Source organism: Dyadobacter bucti (genome assembly GCF_005869225.1).
In the GTDB taxonomy this organism is placed as follows: domain Bacteria; phylum Bacteroidota; class Bacteroidia; order Cytophagales; family Spirosomataceae; genus Dyadobacter; species Dyadobacter bucti.
Window position 1 is genome coordinate 523,903 of record NZ_SWFP01000003.1, and the last position, 18,943, is coordinate 542,845.

Annotated in this window: 8 protein-coding genes; all 8 read left to right on the forward strand. The window is 46.9% G+C overall.

Annotated features, from left to right (window positions below):
• Positions 1-314: 314 nt before the first annotated feature.
• Positions 315-2,681: an ABC transporter permease gene (locus FBF61_RS12250; protein ID WP_138477507.1), complete on the forward strand. Its 2,367-nt coding sequence runs from the start codon at positions 315-317 to the stop codon at positions 2,679-2,681.
• Positions 2,682-3,006: 325 nt separating this feature from the next.
• Complete coding sequence (locus FBF61_RS12260; protein ID WP_138477508.1) at positions 3,007-5,385, forward strand: ABC transporter permease; 2,379 nt, start codon at positions 3,007-3,009, stop codon at positions 5,383-5,385.
• 136 nt (positions 5,386-5,521) lie between these two features.
• Positions 5,522-7,915: an ABC transporter permease gene (locus tag FBF61_RS12265; protein ID WP_138477509.1), complete on the forward strand. Its 2,394-nt coding sequence runs from the start codon at positions 5,522-5,524 to the stop codon at positions 7,913-7,915.
• A gap of 228 nt (positions 7,916-8,143) precedes the next feature.
• On the forward strand, positions 8,144-10,561 hold the full coding sequence (locus FBF61_RS12270) for an ABC transporter permease (RefSeq protein WP_138477510.1): 2,418 nt from the start codon (positions 8,144-8,146) through the stop codon (positions 10,559-10,561).
• A gap of 118 nt (positions 10,562-10,679) precedes the next feature.
• Complete coding sequence (locus FBF61_RS12275) at positions 10,680-13,061, forward strand: ABC transporter permease (protein WP_138477511.1); 2,382 nt, start codon at positions 10,680-10,682, stop codon at positions 13,059-13,061.
• Positions 13,062-13,191: 130 nt separating this feature from the next.
• Positions 13,192-15,567, forward strand: coding sequence for an ABC transporter permease (locus tag FBF61_RS12280; protein WP_138477512.1), 2,376 nt, complete (start codon positions 13,192-13,194; stop codon positions 15,565-15,567).
• A gap of 172 nt (positions 15,568-15,739) precedes the next feature.
• Positions 15,740-16,078, forward strand: a complete 339-nt coding sequence (locus tag FBF61_RS12285; RefSeq protein WP_138477513.1) for a PadR family transcriptional regulator — start codon at positions 15,740-15,742, stop codon at positions 16,076-16,078.
• Positions 16,079-16,265: 187 nt separating this feature from the next.
• A complete protein-coding gene (locus FBF61_RS12295; protein ID WP_138477514.1) occupies positions 16,266-18,887 on the forward strand; it encodes an ABC transporter permease in 2,622 nt (873 codons plus the stop codon).
• The last annotated feature ends 56 nt before the right edge of the window (positions 18,888-18,943 follow it).

Below are 18,943 nucleotides of genomic sequence, written 5' to 3' on the forward strand. Positions count from 1 at the left end.
GGTCAGTTTAGTGTTCATATTTTAAATTGTTATACGTACAATAATAAGTTAAATGTACGTAACATCCAGGAGGTTAATCTCCTTCCGAAACCGAACAAAGCGTGTCCGATAGCGAACACCTTTTGTTCGGTTTTGTTTTTTAATATATTGAATAATAGAATGTTACTCCATAAAATAGAGTTGGCGCATTATTTGAATGAGTGAATGAGCCGCCGTGGAACGGGGAGTGAGTGTCCTGAGCGGAGTCTAACCGGAGTGGATGCCGGTAGCTTAAAATATAAGTCACTTTAACGGGCTGACAGCCGAAAGCCGCAATGCTCAGAAATTACTTCAAAATCGCTGGCAGGAATCTGGTTCGTAACCTGTCATTTTCTGCCATCAATATCTCCGGCCTTGCTCTGGGGCTCGCCTCTGCCATGCTGATTTTCCTCTGGGTACAGGATGAACTGAGCATCGGCAGGCAACACCAAAATGCCGACCATCTTTACCGGATCATGGAAAGGGAATTCACAGATGGTAAGGTCGTCGCTGATGACGATACTCCGGGCATACTCGCAGACGAGCTCAAAAGGGTCTTTCCTGAGGTAGTTTACGCAGCGGGTTTTTCCTCCTCTGAATCTCACATGCTGACCGCCGGCAACAAATCGCTGCGGCAATCCGGGAATTTTGCAGGGGCCGATTGGTTTAATTTATACCATGTCCCGCTGCTGGCCGGAACGCCGGCCGCTTTGCGTGATCCCGGCAGTGTAGCTATTTCCAGAAAACTGGCCGAAACCTATTTTGGGCAGGTACAAAATGCGCTGGGAAAATCCATCCGGTTTGATAACCATATCGATAGGCAGGTAACTGCGGTATTCGAGGATCATCCCGCCAATGCAACTGACCAATATGATTTTTTGCTCAATTGGCAGGAGTTCCTGGATCGGGAACCGTGGTTGAAGAAATGGACAAATTACGGCCCTGCCACCCGTCTGATGCTTAGTCCCGCTGCTGATGTGGCTGCATTGGACAGCAAGCTCACATGGTTTCTCAAAGGCCGCAATGATGAGTTCAGCAAAAGCTTTTACATCAATCTTTTTCTGAAAGCGGAGAAAGATGCATACCTCTATTCCAATTACAAAAACGGCTACCTGGATGGCGGACGTATCGAATATGTTCGACTGTTAAGCATCATTGCTTTTTTTCTCGTGGCGATCGCCGGGATCAATTTTATGAATCTTGCCACGGCCCGGTCGGTGAAACGGTCTATGGAAGTCGGTGTGAGGAAAGTGGTCGGGGCAGGGCGTGCGTCGCTGGTTAGCCAATTTTTGAGTGAGGCATTTTTACTGGTCATCATTGCGATCATACTGGGGTTAACGCTGGTATCTATCAGTTTGCCCGCTTTTAACAATTTAACCGGCAAATCACTACATATCCCTCTTGATCAGCCCGACTTCTGGTTATATCTTATTGGCCTGCTGGTGCTTACGGGATTTTTTGCTGGCAGTTATCCGGCGTTTTTTCTTTCCGGTTTCAATCCTTTGAAGGTTTTGAAAGGAGCTGGGAGTCCGCGTTCGGGCGATCTGGTTTTCCGTCGCGGGCTGGTTGTTTTTCAGTTCATGTTATCCCTGATCCTGATCGTAGGGACGGTCGTTATTTACCAGCAGCTACAATATTTTCAGAATAAAAACCTGGGCTATGACCGTGAAAATCTGATCAATATCCCGCTCGACGGCGATTTGCCGAAAAACTATCAGGTGTTCAAAGAGGAACTACTCCGGACGTCGGGCATCCAGTCAGCGACACACATGTATGCCAGTCCTTTGGGAAATGGCAATACTACCGAGTCGGTAAACTGGACTGGTAAAAATCCCGATGCCTCTATCTCTTTCAATAATACCGCCGTCGGTTTTGATTTTGTGAAAACAATGAAGCTCAAAGTCATGGACGGTCGTGATTTCTCGGCGGATTTTGGCAACGATTCTGCAAATTATCTTATCAATCAGGCAGCTGCGAAACGCATCGGGTATAAAGATCCCGTAGGGCAGCCGCTGACGTTCTGGTCAAAGCCCGGAAAAATCATTGGCGTGGTGGAGGACTTTCATTTCAATTCGCTGCATCAGGCCATCAACCCGCTGATCATCAGGCTGGCTGACGGTCATTATGGTAATTTGCTGGTAAGAATACAGCCGGGACAAACCAAAGAAGCGCTTGCCAGTATCGAGGCGGTTTACAAAAAGTTTAACCCCAAATTCCCTTTTACTTATGCCTTCGTGGATGCGGGTTATGAGACATTATACAGAAGCGAAAATATAGTAGGTACGATGGCCGCGATTTTTGCATTTCTGGCCATTTTTATCGCCTGCCTGGGCTTGTTCGGGCTGGCTGCATTTACTGCCGAGCAACGGACAAAGGAGATCGGGGTGCGCAAAATACTGGGTGCTTCCGTAGCCGGAATCGTGGCTTTGCTTTCAGGGGATTTTCTGAAACTTGTCCTGATCGCTGTGGTCATTTCCTCGCCCGTAGCCTGGTATGTCATGAACCAGTGGCTCGACAATTTTGCATACAAAATAGACATACAATGGTGGGTTTTTGTCATCGCCGGACTGCTGGCCGTATGCATAGCGATGGTAACGATCAGCTACCAGAGTATCAGGACAGCGATGATGAATCCAGTGGAGAGCCTTAGGGGGAATGATTGAATGATTGAATGATTGAATGAGTGAATGAGTGAATGAGTGAATGGGTGAATGAGTGAATGGGTGAATGAGTGAATGAGTGAATGAGTGAATGGGTGAATGAGTGAATGGGTGAATTTTGAATTAGTGAATGATTGAATGAGTGAATGAGTGAATGGGTGAATGAGTGAATGGGTGAATGAGTGAATTTTGGATTAGTGAATTTTGAATGAGTGAATGACTGAATGATTGAATGTGTGAACGACTGAATAAGCCGCGGCGGAACGGGGAATAATTGAATCTGAAAAATTAAAAAAGCTGATAGCAGACTGCTGATAGCCCAAACAATATGCTCCAAAATTATCTCAAAATCGCCTGGCGGAATTTGATGAAGGAACGCCAGTTCACTGCCCTGAACCTGATAGGTCTTTCGACTGGTCTGGTCTGTACTTTGCTGATATATCTGTGGATCAGTGATGAGCTCCATATTGACAAATACAATGAAAAGGACAGTCAGCTTTTTCAGGTGATGGCGAATCATTTTCATGAGAATGATATCAATACCATTGAGCATACACCCGGTCTTCTGGCCAAATCCCTCGCAGCTGAAATTCCGGAAGTGGAGCATGCCGTCACGGTCCTTCCGGCATCCTGGTTTTCTACGCAGGGCGTCATTTCTTTCGGGGCAAAGCATCTGAAAGCAGGCAGTCAGTTTATCGGGAAGGATTATTTCAATGTTTTCACATGTCCGTTCATCTCAGGTGACCCGAACAGTGTGCTATCAGACAAGCAGACGATCGCGATTTCGGAAGATCTGGCGATGAAGCTGTTTAATACCAAAGACAATCTTGTCGGAAAAACAATACATTGGGACCAGAGCGAATTTACTGGCGCATATATGATAGGGGGTGTTTTTAAAAATAATCCTCCAGATGCGACAAACAAGTTCGATATGCTGTTCAATTTTGATCAGTTCGCAGAAAAACGGCCCGGCATGGCCTCATGGGGAAACAGCGACCCCAGTACATTTTTGATCCTCAAAAAAGGGACAGATCCGGATCAGTTCAACAGCAAGATCAGGAACTACTTAAAGTCAAAAGACAAAGACCTTACCGCGCAGCTTTTTGCAATCAAATATTCCGACAAATACTTGCACGGGCAGTTTGAAAACGGCGTGCAATCGGGCGGGCGGATCGCCTACGTGAAATTGTTTTCCATCATCGCCGTATTTATCCTGATGATCGCCTGCATCAATTTCATGAACCTGTCGACTGCCAAAGCATCGGGCAGAATGAAGGAGGTAGGGATCAAAAAAGTCGTCGGCGCGTACCGGAGCTCACTGGTATTCCAATATCTGAGTGAATCTGTTCTGATGGCTTTTCTGTCGCTGCTCATTTCCTTTTTACTTCTGATTTTACTCCTTCCGCAGTTCAATATTATCACCGGAAAACAGATCATACTTTCTCTCAATACTCGGCTGATTTTATCTGTATTGGGTATTACGTTGTTCACCGGTCTGCTGGCGGGCAGCTACCCTGCTTTTTACTTGTCGGGATTTAATCCGGTGGCGGTGTTGAAAGGCAAGCTGAAAACGTCCGCAGGCGAGCTTTGGGTGAGAAAGGGGCTGGTGGTATTTCAATTTGCGGTTTCGGTCATTTTTATCGTTTCGGTGCTGGTTGTTTACAAGCAGATCGATTTCATACAGACCAAAAACCTGGGCTACAGCCGTGAAAATATCATCCATTTCGAAATTCCTTTCGGCATGGATTCTGCCAGCCTGAAATCTTCCGAATCATTTCTCAATGAGGTGAAAAACCTTCCCGGGGTGGTCAGCGCGTCGAGCTATTATCATACCCTCACAGGCGAGCACGGGGCCATTTCAGGGTTTGAATGGCCCGGAAAGCAGCCGGGGCGCGACATCGAATTCTCGAATCTGGAAGTAGGATATAATTTCATTGAAACGGCCGGGATCCAGTTCAAAGAGGGCCGCAGTTTTTCACAAAATCAAAACGCGCAGCATGAAATTGTCTTCAATGAAGCAGCCATTAAAAGCATGGGGCTCAAAGATCCCATCGGTAAAACGGTGAAATTCTGGGGGCAGGAAAGACAGATCGTAGGTGTCGTAAAGAACTTCAATTTCGAATCACTGTATGAAGCAGTTAAGCCCTGCTTTTTTCAGGTTTACCCGGTAATGCCCAATATCATGGTGAAAATCCAGGGAGGCGCTAAAAAACAGACCATTGCCCGGATAAAAAATGCTTTCAAAGACTACCACGCAGACCACGTTTTCGACTACCAGTTCCTGGATGAAAATTACAAAGCATTGTACCTGGCAGAAAGCCGGATCGGTACGTTATCCACCTGTTTTGCAGGGCTTGCGATCCTGATATCAAGTCTGGGGCTGTTCGGGCTGGCTGCCTTTACCGCCCAGAGACGACAAAAAGAAATAGGTGTGCGAAAAGTGGTAGGCGCGACGGTCGGAGATGTGGCCTTGCTGTTGTCGATGGATTTTCTGAAACTGATCTTCATTGCCATGATCATCGCGTTCCCGCTCACGGCCTGGGCACTAAGTCAGTGGCTCAATGACTTCGCATATCGTATTGATATAGGGATAAATGTGTTCCTGATCGCAGGCCTGTCGATAACAATGCTGGCCATCAGCACAGTAGGTTACCAGGCTGTCAAAGCAGCATTGAGGGATCCGGTGAAGAGTCTTAGAAGTGAATGATTGAATGAGTGAATGATTGAATGATGGGAGGAGGGATGAAAGGGGAGAACGGGACAAAGAATTTAAATATTAATGCTCTATCCTCCCTTTCCCCATCCTCCCTTTCCTCCATCCTCCATTATCCAAATTTAAAACTATGTTCTCCTACCTAAAAATCGCATTCAGGAATGTCCGCAAGAACGGGCTTTATTCTTTTATTAACCTCACCGGCCTGACGCTGGGGTTGGGCGTGGCGATCACTTTGTTCTGGATCGTCCGGTTTGAGTATAGCTTTGATCGTTATCATTCCAAAGCTGAGCGCATTTACCGGATACGCTCCACCGATAAGTTCGGAGAAAAGCAGTCACATGTTCCTTATGGTGTGATCAAGGTTTTAAATGAGCAGCTTCCCGGGGTGGAAAATGCAGCCAGCCTTTATGCACAAAATGAGGCAGGCATTAAGATCGGGACGGCTATTTACAGCCAGGAAAATTCCTTTTTTGCGCCACCGGCCATGCTGGAAATGCTGGACCTGGTCTGGCTGGAAGGATCGCCGGTACAATCATTGAGTGAGCCCGGGAAAGTGGTTATCGATGATGAAACGGCCGGAAAATTGTTCAATGGTAATGCGATGGGCAAATCTTTCCGGTATAACAACGATATGGACCTGACGGTGTCCGGCATCATCAAAAAAGTGCCTGTTAACTCCGAGTTTCCGCTGGCTATGGTCATTTCGTGGGAAACTTTGAAAAAAGCGCGGGAAGAATTCAGGAATGAAAACTACTGGGGCGGGGGCGACTCGATGAACCAGGGATTTGTATTGCTGAAAAAAGGAGCTGATCCGGAGCCGGCTAACAAAATTCTCACGGACCTGGTCAAAACCCATCAAGACGAAAGTACCATTGCTTCCTACGAATTGCAGCCGCTTGCCGACATGCATTTTGATACTACTAAAGACCCATTCAAATACTCTGTTCCTGCCTGGACGATTTACACGCTGGCGAGTATCGGGCTTTTTCTGATATTCATTGCATGCATCAATTATGTCAATCTGGCTACGGTGCAATCCATTCAGAGGGGCCGGGAAATTGCCATGCGCAAGGTGCTGGGCAGCGGTAAAACTAGGCTCATTTTCCAGTTTTTCGGGGAGACCGCGATACTCGTTTTTGCAGCACTTCTGATGGGCAGTCTGCTGGCTTCTAAATTGATAGGTTCTTCTTCGCAACTGCTCAACACACAGGCCGGCGAATCTCAGGTTTGGGGTGCCGGCACCATTGTTTTTTTAATAGTTCTGGGTCTGGTCGTGACTTTTCTGGCAGGATTTTACCCGGCTATCGTCGTTTCCGGTTTTGAGCCGAAAAGAGCTCTGCAGAGTACAAAATCGGTTCCGGTCGGGCGTGGGATTTCGTTGCGTTCTGGTTTGGTAACATTGCAGTTTGTGATCGCGCAGGTACTGGTAATATGTACGTTGATTGGTATCCGGCAGATCCGGTATTTTTATGAAAAAGACCTTGGTTTCGATAAAAGTGGTATTGTAACGGTAGCTATGCCGGACCGCGGCAGCCATATCCGCGAACGTTTCAAGCAGGAATTGATGCAATATCCTGAAATCCGGGAAGTTGCTTTCGGGCTTACAACGCCGGCCAGCAAAAGAAACCACTGGTGGAGTGCAGTGTCGGATCCGAACCTGCCCGACGGCGGGGAAACTTTCCGTATCCAGCATGTCGACACAAATTATTTTGCTTTTTTCCGCATTCCGCTCGTGGCCGGACGAAAACTGACTGCCGTCGATACCACCAGAGGAATGGGGACAAGTGTTGAAAATACCGACGTCATGATCAATGAAAAGGCGGCCAGGGATCTTGGTTACCGCGATCCACAGCAGGTATTGGGACGTAGGATCGAAGTATGGGGAATGAAAACGACTGTTGTGGGAGTGGTAAAGGATTACAATTCGGAAGACTTGAAAAGCAAGCTGATACCGCATGTGTATATGTATGGAAGCTGGAATTTTCAACTGGCAAGTATCCGTATTGATCCCAATAAAAAAACGGCCGCGCTCACCCACATAGGGGAAAAATGGAAGGCGATTTTTCCAAACAACTACTATAAACCTTCGTTTTTGGAAGACGATATCAATAGCTTTTACGAAAGCGAACAGAAGCTGACCAATTTCCTCAAACTGTTTGCGGCGATCGGGATTGTGATCGGCAGTCTGGGCTTGTTCGGGCTGGTGTCGTTTGTGGTGACGCAGCGCACCAGGGAGATTGGCGTTCGCAAAGTATTGGGCGCCACGGGAGCGAGTATTGTCAACTTGTTATCAAAAGATTTTCTGAAACTGGTACTGGTTGCCTTCGCAATTGCTTCCCCCATAGCCTGGTACCTGATGAAACAGTTTTTGAGTGAGTATACATTCAAGATCGACATTGAACCCTGGGTTTTTGTCCTTGCGGGCGCCGTTTCGACGGGTGTCGCGTTGGTCACGATCAGCGTCCAGAGCATCCGCGCAGCCATGATGAACCCGGCGGAGAGCCTGAGGGGGAATGATTGAATGATTGAATGATTGAATGAGTGAATGAGTGAATGAGTGAATGAGTGAATGACTGAATGACTGAATGATTGAATGAATGGAGAAGGGAATAAAGGGAGGAAGGAGGAAAGGGAAGATGGTGGTTGAATATTTAATCCTCCATCGTTCCCTTTGTCCCTTTCCTCCCCTTCGTCCCTTTCATCCATTTATTCCTTTTATACCCAAACTTGCAAAACAGCCAAAAAAACAATGCTCCATAACTACATAAAAATCGCTTTTCGTAACCTGGTGAACAATAAGGTTTACACCGGGATCAACGTTTTCGGGTTGGCTCTTGGGCTGGCTACTTCGCTCCTCATCATATTGTTTATAGCCGATGAGCTCAGTTTTGACAAACATCACAAGGATGCGGACCGGATTTACCGGGTAGCGATGAAAACCAAGGTGGAAAGCTGGGCGGCACTCGCGGGGCCTGTGGCGGGAGGGCTAAAAAACGATTTTCCGGAAGTGGAGTCGGTGACGCGGATATTGAAGTTTCTGGGAATGGAAAAGATGTTCTTGAAATACGAAAACGGAACCGAAAAGAAACAGTTTTACGAGTCCAACGGATACTACGCCGATTCTACGGTCTTTGAGATTTTCACCTATGATTTTAAATATGGAAATCCCGGTAATGCGCTGAACCGCCCCAATACGCTCGTCCTTTCTGAAACATTGGCTGATAAAACTTTTGGCAGCGAAAATCCGGTAGGAAAGGTCATCAGCGTCGGGCTTCCTTTCGGCAATTTTAATTATACCGTTACGGGCGTTTTTAAAAACGATGGTAAGTCCCATTTGAAGGCAAATTTTTTGCTCTCCATGCAAAACAATGACCTTGGCGGATGGGTTGTTCAGCAAACCAACTGGGCTGTCAACAATATTTTTCATACTTACGTAAAATTGCGGCCGGGCACGGATGCACAGGTTTTTGAATCTAAACTGCCGGGTTTTTTGAACCGCAACGGAGGAGCGGACCTGAAAGCAATGGGTATTTCTAAAACATTTTTTCTGCAGCCGCTGCCGGACATATACCTCAGATCGAATATCGGAAATGAGCTGTCACAGAACGGAAGCATGACCTATATCTACATTTTTGGCTCGATATCTGTGTTTTTGCTGCTGATCGCCTGCATTAATTTCATGAACCTCTCCACAGCACGATCCGAAAAACGCGCCAGGGAGGTAGGCGTTCGCAAAGTGATGGGGGCTGAAAAGCAGTCGCTGGTATATCAGTTTTTAGGCGAATCGCTGTTTATGGCATTCTTATCGCTTGGCCTGGCGCTGGTGCTGATATGGCTGTCGCTGCCATTTTTTAATAACCTGACCGGCAAAAAACTGGCTATCCTGCAAAACCCGGATTTTGTGATCTGGATAGCCGGTATAACCCTTTTCACCGGGCTGCTTGCCGGTTTGTACCCGGCATTTTACCTGTCTTCTTTCAAACCTGTAAGCGTGCTGAAAGGCCGGCTGACGAGCCATATTTCTGCGGCGTTTTTGCGAAAGGGACTGGTTGTTTTTCAGTTCACGATCTCGATCATGCTTGTGTTGGGGGCGATTATTATCTGGCAGCAATTATCATTTATCCAAAACCGGAACCTCGGATTCAACAAGGAGCAGAAGGTAATCATACCCTTGAAAAGCGGCGAAGCGGCTAAGAATTACAGCGTTTTACGGGAAGAAATACTGAGAAATCCCAATGTGGTTTCGGTGACCAGCGGATCTGCTTATCCCGGGATCAAAACGGTGGAAGATTTGCTTTTTTATAAAGACGGCGAGACGGTTCATGAGGCCGTGGATGTACATTTCGCATCGGTGGAGGACGACTATCCCGAAACACTGGGTTTGCAGATACTTTCCGGAAGAACATTTTCCAGGCGTTTTCCAGCCGATTCCAACAGTATCATTCTCAATGAAGCAGCCATAAAACAACTGGGTTTCACTCCTGAAAATGCGATCGGGAAAAATCTTTATTTTGAACTGTCGAACAAGCGTCGGCAAATCAGGATCGTTGGGGTAGTGAAGGATTTTAATTACCATAGCCTGCACGAGGAGATCAAGCCCTATGGACTTGTAACGGGTATTACGGACAACCATCAGTATTTGATTGCAAGCGTCAATGCCGATGATTATGAAAAGCTTCTGGGAAGTTTTGAACAAACCTGGAAAAAGCTGAACCTGGATACGCCGTTTTCGTTTTCTTTTCTGGACCAGGATTTTCAAATGAATTATGAAAAAGAACAACGCACATCGCGTATCGTGGTTTCATTTACATTGATCGCAATTGCTATCGCTTGTCTGGGGTTATTCGGTCTGGCTACTTTTTCTGCCGAACAGCGTACAAAGGAAATCGGTGTCCGTAAAGTACTCGGAGCTTCCATTGGCAGTATAATCGGTTTGATGTCCCGAGAATTTCTGGTGCTCGTACTCATTTCCATTGCTCTGGCAACACCTGTCATGTGGTACGCCATGAACAAATGGTTACAGGATTTTGCATATAAAGTGGATATCAAATGGTGGGTTTTTGCAGTAACCGGCCTTTTAGCAATTATGATAGCATTATTAACAGTAAGTTTCCAAAGCATCAAAGCAGCGTTGACCGATCCGGTGAAGGCGCTGAAAAGGGAGTAAGGGAAGACGGAGGAAGGGGAATAAAGGGACGAAAGGGAAAAAACTTACGTCCATACAATTATTTCCTTTCCTCCTACCTCCCTTTTCCTTCCCCCCTTTTCTCCTTTCAAGAAAAACAATGCTCCCAAACACCCTGAAATTCACGCTCCGGAACCTCGTAAAACATCGAACCTACTCGACGATCAATATCGCCGGGCTGGCTATTGGTATGGCGGGGGCGATTGTTATTTTTCAGCTTGTCAGCTATCATCTGGGTTTTGACAAACACCATCAAAAGGCTGACAGGATTTACCGGGTCGTGGTGGACCTTCACTTGGAAGATGGTTCGGTGGAGAAGGAAAAAGGCTCGGCGTACCTGCTGCACCAGACTTTAAAAAAGGAGTTCAGCCATGTCGAGAATGCGGCTTATCTGGCTCACAAAGAGCTAACTGTGGCAGTAGGCGGGGATAAAAATCCGAAACGTTTCCTGGAAAAAGAATCGGCGGCGTTTACCAATGCTGATTTTTTTAAAATATTTGATTATGAATGGACTGAAGGGAGCTCCGCTGCGCTGGATGTGCCCAATCAGGTGGTGCTGACAGAGAAATTTGCAAAAAAATATTTTGGCAGCGAAAATCCGGTTGGGCGATATATCCGGATTAATAGCATTGAAAACCTGCTTGTTGCGGGTATTTTGAAAGACCATATGGAGCAGACGGATATCAAAAAAGACATTTTTGTCTCGCTCCCCACACTGAAAAAAATCGTCCCGGAATATGGATATGAGGATTGGGGATGGATTGAAAGCACCCGCGAGACCTATATTACTCTGCATGAAAGTCAGCAAAAAAAAGCTTTTGACAAACAAATGCCCGCATTTGCCAACAAATATTACGGCCCTGACGGTAAGGTTTTTCATTATCATTTACAGGATCTTTCCGACGTTCATTTCAACATTGATTACGGGGGGAAAATCAAGTACAGTACGATTTTTATGCTGGCAACTGTGGGCGTGTTACTGATCCTGATCGCCTGTTTTAATTTTATCAACCTTTCCACTGCACAATCATTCAAGCGCGGCAAGGAGGTTGGGGTGAGAAAAGTACTCGGTGTATCGCAGGCGCAGATATTCTGGCTTTTTATCCAGGAAACGACGGTTTTTACTTTTGCTTCATTTCTGCTTTCGCTCTTGCTGGCAGGAGCAATGTCGTCGGTACTGCGGGAATGGCTCGGGGTTGATCTTTCTGCCGGTATTACGGCCAGTTATAAGTTTCCACTTTTCATTTTTGTCCTGCTTGTGTCAGTTATCGTGCTGGCGGGGATCTATCCTGCTATTGTTATATCCCGCTTTAACCCACTGCGTGCGATCAAAGGACTGATGAAGCCGGTGGACAGAAACTGGTTTTCCGTCAGAAAGGGGCTTGTGATAGCGCAATTCAGCATTTCGTTCGTGCTGATGGCCGTTTCGATGGTGATCATTTTACAGTCTGATTATATCAAAAACAAGGATCTGGGGCTGGATAAAGATCTTATTCTGCATATCAATCTGCCCGTCAATGACCGCAGCAAACAGACGGCTTTGAAAAATGAAATCCTGAGGCTGAAAGACGTCCAAAGCATGTCGTTTTTCAGGACCGCTCCTTCGGTTCAGATGAGCAGCGGCGGAAGTATCAAATTTGAGAACAGGGACTGGGAGAAGTTTGTCGCGCGGTCACGGATCGCAGACGAGGATTATGTGAAAACTTACGGATTAAAGCTGCTGGCGGGACGGAACCCGGTTGCCTCCGATACGATACGTGAATTGCTCATTAACCAAAAACTCGTGAAAGATCTGGCCCTGAAATCACCGGACGAAGCCCTGGGCAAACGTTTGCTGGTAGGGGATGTTGGCAAGACCGGGATCATTGTAGGTGTGTTATCGGATTTTAACAATACGGACCTCTATTCCGGCATCGAGCCCACAGTGCTGTTTCCGACACAAAAATATTACCGGTATGCGGCTGTGAAGCTGGGACATTTGAGTCCGTCCACCGTCCGGCAGATCAGCGCGGTGTGGCAGAAACAATTTCCGGAAAATGTATTTGAGCACAGTTTCTACGACGAAGAAATCGCCAGGTTCTACCAGCGGGAAGAGCTGGCGGCTAATCTTACTTCCACATTTGCCATGTTATCCGTGTTCCTGTCATGTCTGGGGCTGTTTGGGCTTGCTATTTTTTCTATTGAACAGCGCACGAAGGAGATTGGTGTGCGTAAAGTTCTGGGTGCCTCGGTGGCTGGTATAACAACTCTGTTATCAAAGGATTTTTTGCAACTGGTCATGATCGCGATCGTTATCGCCAGCCCGGTTGCGTACTATTTTATGGACAAATGGCTGAAAGATTTCGCCTATCGTATCGATATCCAATGGTGGTTTTTCGCCTCCGCCGGTGCCATATCCATCCTCATCGCATTTGCAACAATAGGTTATCAATCCATAAAAGCCGCTTTAAAAAATCCAGTGGAAACGTTGAAGACGGAATAGGGGGAGTAAGGAGGAACGGGAGAATGGAAGGATTTTTTTTCGTTTTTTTCCCCTTCCTCCGTAGTCCATTCCTCCCCTTCTTCCCCTTCTTCCCTTCTTCCCCTTCCTCCATTTTTCCTTTCAAAAAAATATGCTAAGAAATTATCTAAAAATCGCCCTTCGAAACCTTGTTAAGAAAAAACTTTATACTTTTTTGAACATCGCCGGACTGGCGATGGGGATTGCGGTTGCAGTGCTGGTAGGGCTTTGGGTTTATGACGAGGTCTCTTTCAACGCGTATAATGGCAACTTCGACCGGATCGCGCTTGTTCAGAAAAACAAAACCTATGACGGGACGATCCATACAGAAACTTCCAATTCTGTTCCTCTGGGGGCGAAACTGCGGGAAACTTACGGCGGTTACTTTGATGCTATCGTGGTTTCTTCCTATGGTGCGGAGCGTACGCTGAAATCAGGAGAAACTACGGTCGTTAAGCGTGGCTATTTTATGGAAAACGGCGGAGAGCAGATCCTCGATCTCAAACTGGTAAAGGGTTTCACGACTTTCCCTATTGACCCGTCTTCCATTCTCATATCTGAATCTTTGAGTAAGAGCCTTTTTGCTAATGCCGACCCGGTAGGGAAAATTGTAAAAATTGATCAGAAAATCGATGTGAAAGTGGCCGGAGTATACAAAGACATTCCTGTCAATTCCACTTTCCGGAATGTGTCGTTTTATGGCTCTTTTGAAACGTATGCCAAAATGGAGGAATGGGTCGAAAAGTCCAAAACGGACTGGTCGGCGAATTCCTATCCCATTTATGTAAAAATGGCACCTCATGTTGATGTGGAAGAGGTTTCTGCCAAAATCAGCAATGTGGATTTTGAGGTTACAAAAGACGAATCCAGGCCTGCGCTTTTTCTTTATCCGATGTCGAAATGGCATCTGTACCCGGAGTTTAAAAATGGGGTCAATATCGGTACCGGCTTGCAGAGTATTGTCGGGTTCGGTTTAACCGGCGTTTTTGTTTTGTTGCTGGCTGCCGTCAATTTTATGAATCTGAGTACGGCCCGCTCCGAAGTCCGTGCCAGGGAGGTGGGGATCAGGAAAGCCCTGGGTTCCGAAAGAAGTCAGCTGGTCCGGCAGTTTTATGTCGAGACTTTCCTGACGGTCGTTCTGTCCGGTATTGCCGGGTTACTGGTTGCGCGGTTGGCATTGCCCTGGTTCAATCAGATTTCCGAGAAGTCGCTGACATTTTTGTGGCACCATACGTATTTCTGGGTTCCGTTTCTTGCATTTATCATCCTTACCGGCTTGATATCGGGCAGTTATCCTGCCTTTTATCTGTCGTCCTTCATACCTGTGAAAGTCCTGAAAGGCGTGCTGAAAACCAGCAGGACGGAAATTTTTTCCAGGAAGGCGCTGGTCGTTTTTCAGTTCAGTATTTCGATATTTCTCATCATTGCCATGACTATCGTGAACCGGCAGATACGGTTTGCCCGCGACCGTCCGATCGGCTACGATACCAACGGCCTGATCCAGATCCGGAAAAGTTCACCGGATTTGTCCGGACATTTTTTCGCAATGCGGCAGGATATGCATAACTCCGGGGCTATTGTGGAAATGGCCGAGGCGAACGGCCCCATTTCGGAATGGTGGCATAGCAATTCCCAGATAAAGTGGCGGGGCAAGCCTTCCAATACCGCGGAAGAATTTGTTACGCTCTCGGTCACGCCGGAATTTGGCAAGACCATTGGCTGGAAAATAGTCAAAGGCAGGGATTTTGACCGGAAGTTTTCGCTCGACACGGCTTCCGTTATTCTGAATGAAGCGGCAGCTACACGGATGGGTTTTGCAGATCCGGTCGGAGAAACGATCCGGTTCGAAGGCAAGAATTACCAGATCGTGGGGCTATCCCAAAATGTGGTCATGGATTCTCCGTTTGATCCGGTGAAACCCACAGTTTTTATTGGTCGAAACGCCAACTTGCCATTTATCACGATCAAGCTGAATCCTGAATTGAGCATTGCAACTTCGGTGAAGAAGGTGGAAGCCGTTCTGGGAAAATACGATCCGGGCGGGACTTTCAATATCAAATTTGCGGATGCCGAGTTTGGGTTGAAATTCTGGCGGGAAAACAGGATCGCGCAGCTTGTAAAGGTATTTTCCGCACTGGCAATCCTGATCAGCCTTTTGGGGATTTTCGGACTGGCAACTTTCATGGCCGAACAGCGTACGAAGGAAATCGGGGTGCGTAAAGTTTTGGGAGCGTCTGTTTCGCAGCTTTGGGCTTTGCTTTCCAAAGATTTTGTTGCGATGATCGTGATTTCCCTGCTCATAGCCAGCCCGGTAGCATGGTATTTTATGGATCAGTGGCTCATGAAATATGAATACCGGGCAACTATTTCCTGGTGGATTTTTGCAGTTTCCGGCCTGGGGACGATTTTGCTGACCCTGCTAACGGTCAGTTTTCAGGCATTCAGGGCGGCCTTGCTCGATCCGGTGAGGAGCCTGAAGACAGAATAAGGATTTAATAACTGTAAATTTCTATTGTCCGCTTTGGCACGTCTGTTGTTCGAAAGCGGACATTTTTTATTTCATTGTTTTAATCAAGAATGGTCATTAAGATCCGGTAAGCCTGTTTTTTAAAAATGGCATGGCATTTGATCGACATTATCGGATCAAATAAAATTTTGTTATGAAACGGACCTTTCTGGGAGAGTTTGAGGAGGTGGTCTTGCTGACCGTAGCCATTCTGGGAGAAGAGGCGTACGGCGTTACCGTCACCCAGGAACTGGAACAGAAAACCGGCCGGTCCGTCGGTTTCAGTACAGTTCATACCACTTTGCAGCGCATGGAGGAAAAGGGGCTGTTGTCGTCGAAGATGGGCGGCGCAACTGCCGAGCGCGGCGGCCGTCGCAAACGCTTTTTTACAGTTACGGCTTTTGGCCGGAAGGCTCTTCAGGAGGTAAAACAGGTTCGTGAGGAATTATGGAATGCATTGCCACCGCAGACGCTGCAGTTGATGGGAGGATAGGGGAGAGCTGAATGAGTGAATGAGTGAATGAGTGAATGAGTGAATGAGTGAATGAGTGAATGAGTGAATGAGTGAATGAGTGAATGAGTGAATGATTGAATGAGTGAATGATTGAATGAGTGAATGATTGAATGAGTGAATGATTGAATGATTGAATGATTGAATGATTGAATGAGTGAATGAGTCAATGATGAGATACTTTCCTCCCCGCTGGATAACCGCTCTTTTCCGCTGGTTCGCTGACCCTGACACTTTGGAAGAAACGGAGGGTGATTTGCTGGAAATGTATGCTTATTGGGTGGGAGCAGTCGGATTAAGGAAAGCCAGGTGGAAATATATATTCACTGTAGTCAGGTTATTACGACCTTTTGCAAAACATAAAAGATCAAAAGAGTACCCGCAACCTTTTTTATTCAGCCATGCCATGATACGTAACTATTTCAAAATTGCTTTTAGGAACCTCAGGCAAAACAAGGCCTACGCTATCATTAATGTATCGGGGCTGATGCTGGGCATTACCTGCGCGATGCTCATTTTCATGCTCGTTAAATACCACCTGGGTTTCGACAGGTTTCACAGCAAGTCGGATCATATTTACCGCATCGTTACCGAGATGCACCGCGACGATATCGCCTATGTAGGCTCGGTGCCCAGCCCGCTTGGCAAGGTGTTCCGGAACGATTATACCTTCGCCGAAAAAGTGGCGCGTATTGCGAGTTTCAACGAGCAGCTGATTTCTGTCAAAACCGGCAACGAGGTCAGGAAGTTTAAAGAAGAGGAGGGGGTCGCATTTGCGGAAACTGAATACTTCGACATATTCAATTTCCCACTCTCTGAAGGAGACTATGAAACTGCCCTGGCCGAACCCAACTCGGTGATTGTGACGGAAAGGATCGCGAAAAAATATTTTGGCTCAACCCATGTTATCAATAAAACATTTCGGTTCGATAACCGGATCGATGTAACGATCAAAGGCGTATTGCGGGATTTACCCGAAACCACGGATCAGAAAGCAGAGATTTTCGTCTCTTATCCGACGTTGAAACAGTACAATGACTGGCTTGCCAGTGACGATTCCTGGGGAGGTATACAAAGTTCCATGCAGTGTTATGTCAGACTGCGGCCCGGCATTGCGGTCAGCGAGGTTGAAAAGGTGTTTCCGGCTTATGTAAAAAGGTACCGCCCCGAAAGCAAAAATGTCCATCATTACAAGCTTCAGCCGCTTTCAGATATTCATTTCAATGCAAGATATGGCGGCACGATGGAGAAACGAAACCTATGGATTTTGAGCGTAATAGGCACTTTTCTCATTATCACGGCTTGTGTCAATTTCATCAACCTGGCAACGGCCCAGACATTGAAACTTTCCAAAGAGGTAGGAGTCAGAAAGGTATTGGGCAGTGGCCGCGGGCAGCTTTTCTGGCAGTTCATTGCACAGACATCACTGATCACGGGCATAGCAACACTGGCGTCTGTCCTGATCACAATGCTGGTCTTGCCTTATTTCAATCAGCTGTTTGAAACCCGGATCAGGCTTGATTTCCTTTCCGACTGGCAGCTCTTTGTGTTCCTGGCCGGACTTATGGTTCTGGTTACACTTTTCGCAGGCTCATACCCGGGATTGATTATCGCCCGTTTCCAGCCGATCATGGCGCTGAAAGGCAAACTTTCCCAGCAGAACATTGGCGGCTTTAACACCAGACGGGCATTGATCATCACGCAGTTCGCGATTTCCCAGATCCTGATCATCGGAATGATCGTAATCGCGAAACAAATGCATTATTCGCAGCAGTCGGACCTTGGTTTCGTAAAGGATGCGGTCGTTATGCTACCCATCGCATCTGAACCCGGGGCAGCCAAAACGGTAAAAAACCAACTCCAGCAAATTGCGGGCGTCGAAAATGTTTCGCTTTGTTTCGACGCGCCCGCCTCCGACAACAACTGGGGTACTACACCGTATTATGACAACCGTTCGGAAGAAGAGGCTTTCCGGATCACAATGCGTCCCGCAGATCAGGATTATGTCAAAACTTTCGGGTTGAAGGTTCTGGCAGGCCGGAATATTTTTCCGTCTGACACAACCAGGGAATTCCTTGTCAATGAGACATTTGCCAGAAAACTAAATCTGGCATCTTCAACAGAAGTGTTGGGGAAACAGCTGCGGGTCAACGGAAATATGACCGGGCTGATCGTAGGCGTGATAAAAGATTTTCATGATACTTCCTTTCATGAAGACATTAACCCGATATGTATTTCTTCTGCCAGCGACCGCTATGCCAGCTATGCAGTGAAAATCAATCTTGGCAACATGCCTGCAACCATGGCAGCTATCGAAAAAGTCTGGTCGAAAACGCACCCTGACGAAATTTATGAGTACGAGTTTTTGAATGATCAGATTGCCTCATTTTACGATACAGAGGCACTGATGCTGACCCTGATCCAGATTTTTTCTTCGATAGCAGTCTTCATTGGTTGTCTGGGACTTTACGGGCTGGTGTCGTTTATGGCCGTACAAAAAACAAAGGAAATAGGTATCCGCAAAGTGCTGGGAAGCAGCATCAACCAGATCCTGTGGATCTTCGGAAAGGAGTTTGTGCTGCTGATCGTTTTTGCATTTTGCATCGCGGCCCCGGTTGCCTGGTGGCTTATGCGCGGCTGGCTGAAAGATTTCAAATTCAGGATAGAGCTCGGCGCATGGATTTTCGCATTATCGATTTTTATTACCCTGGGCATAGCCGCGCTGACAGTGTTATTTAAGTCCTTCCGGGCCGCGACGATGGATCCGGTAAAAAGCCTCAGGAATGAGTAGCGGCTATCGGCCGTCGGTTGTTAGCTACTGACAGTCAGCTTTTAGAATAGTTCATA